Origin of the sequence: Methylomonas rivi (assembly GCF_024505165.1) — a bacterium.
Lineage (GTDB): Bacteria > Pseudomonadota > Gammaproteobacteria > Methylococcales > Methylomonadaceae > Methylomonas > Methylomonas rivi.
In genome coordinates this window covers 1-565 of the sequence record NZ_JANIBK010000317.1, presented here as the reverse complement: position 1 = coordinate 565, position 565 = coordinate 1, and the positions used below count along the sequence as shown (strand labels likewise).

The following is a 565-nucleotide window of genomic DNA, read 5'->3' as shown; positions in this document are numbered from 1 at the left end:
TAGAAGATCGGTGGCCACCTGCGCATACAGTGCCGTGGTCTCCAGCTTCTTGTGGCCGAGCAATACCTGGATGACGCGGATGTCCACCTTCTGCTCCAGCAAGTGCGTGGCAAAACTGTGCCTCAGCGTATGCATGGATACCCGTTTGTCTATCCCCGCGGCCTCGGCGGCGGCATGGATAGCGCGGGTGAGTTGACGGGTGCTGAGCGGATCGACAGGGTCCAAGCCGGGAAATAGCCAACCGCCTGGCAGCATTTTGCCTTGGGCGTGCGCGAACTTCCACCAGGCGCGCAAGCGATCCAGCAACACAGGCGACAACATCGCATAGCGATCTTTACTGCCTTTGCCCTGTTCGACGCGCAAGGTCATGCGCTGGCTATCGACGTCGCTGATCTTCAATGCCACCACCTCGCTAGCCCGCAAGCCGGCGCCGTATGCGACCGATAAGGCCGTTTGATGTTTGAGATTATCAGCGGCGGCGAGCAAGCGAGCCACCTCTTCGCGACTTAAGACCACCGGCAGTTTGCGAGGCTCATGCACCGCATGCATCTTGGCCATTAACTCA

General features: G+C 59.5%; 1 protein-coding gene. It reads right to left on the bottom strand.

Translation table 11 applies throughout. The annotated features are described in order from the left end of the window. The coding region (locus NP596_RS21440) for a tyrosine-type recombinase/integrase (protein ID WP_256617414.1) at positions 1-565 on the bottom strand (565 nt) is incomplete at both ends.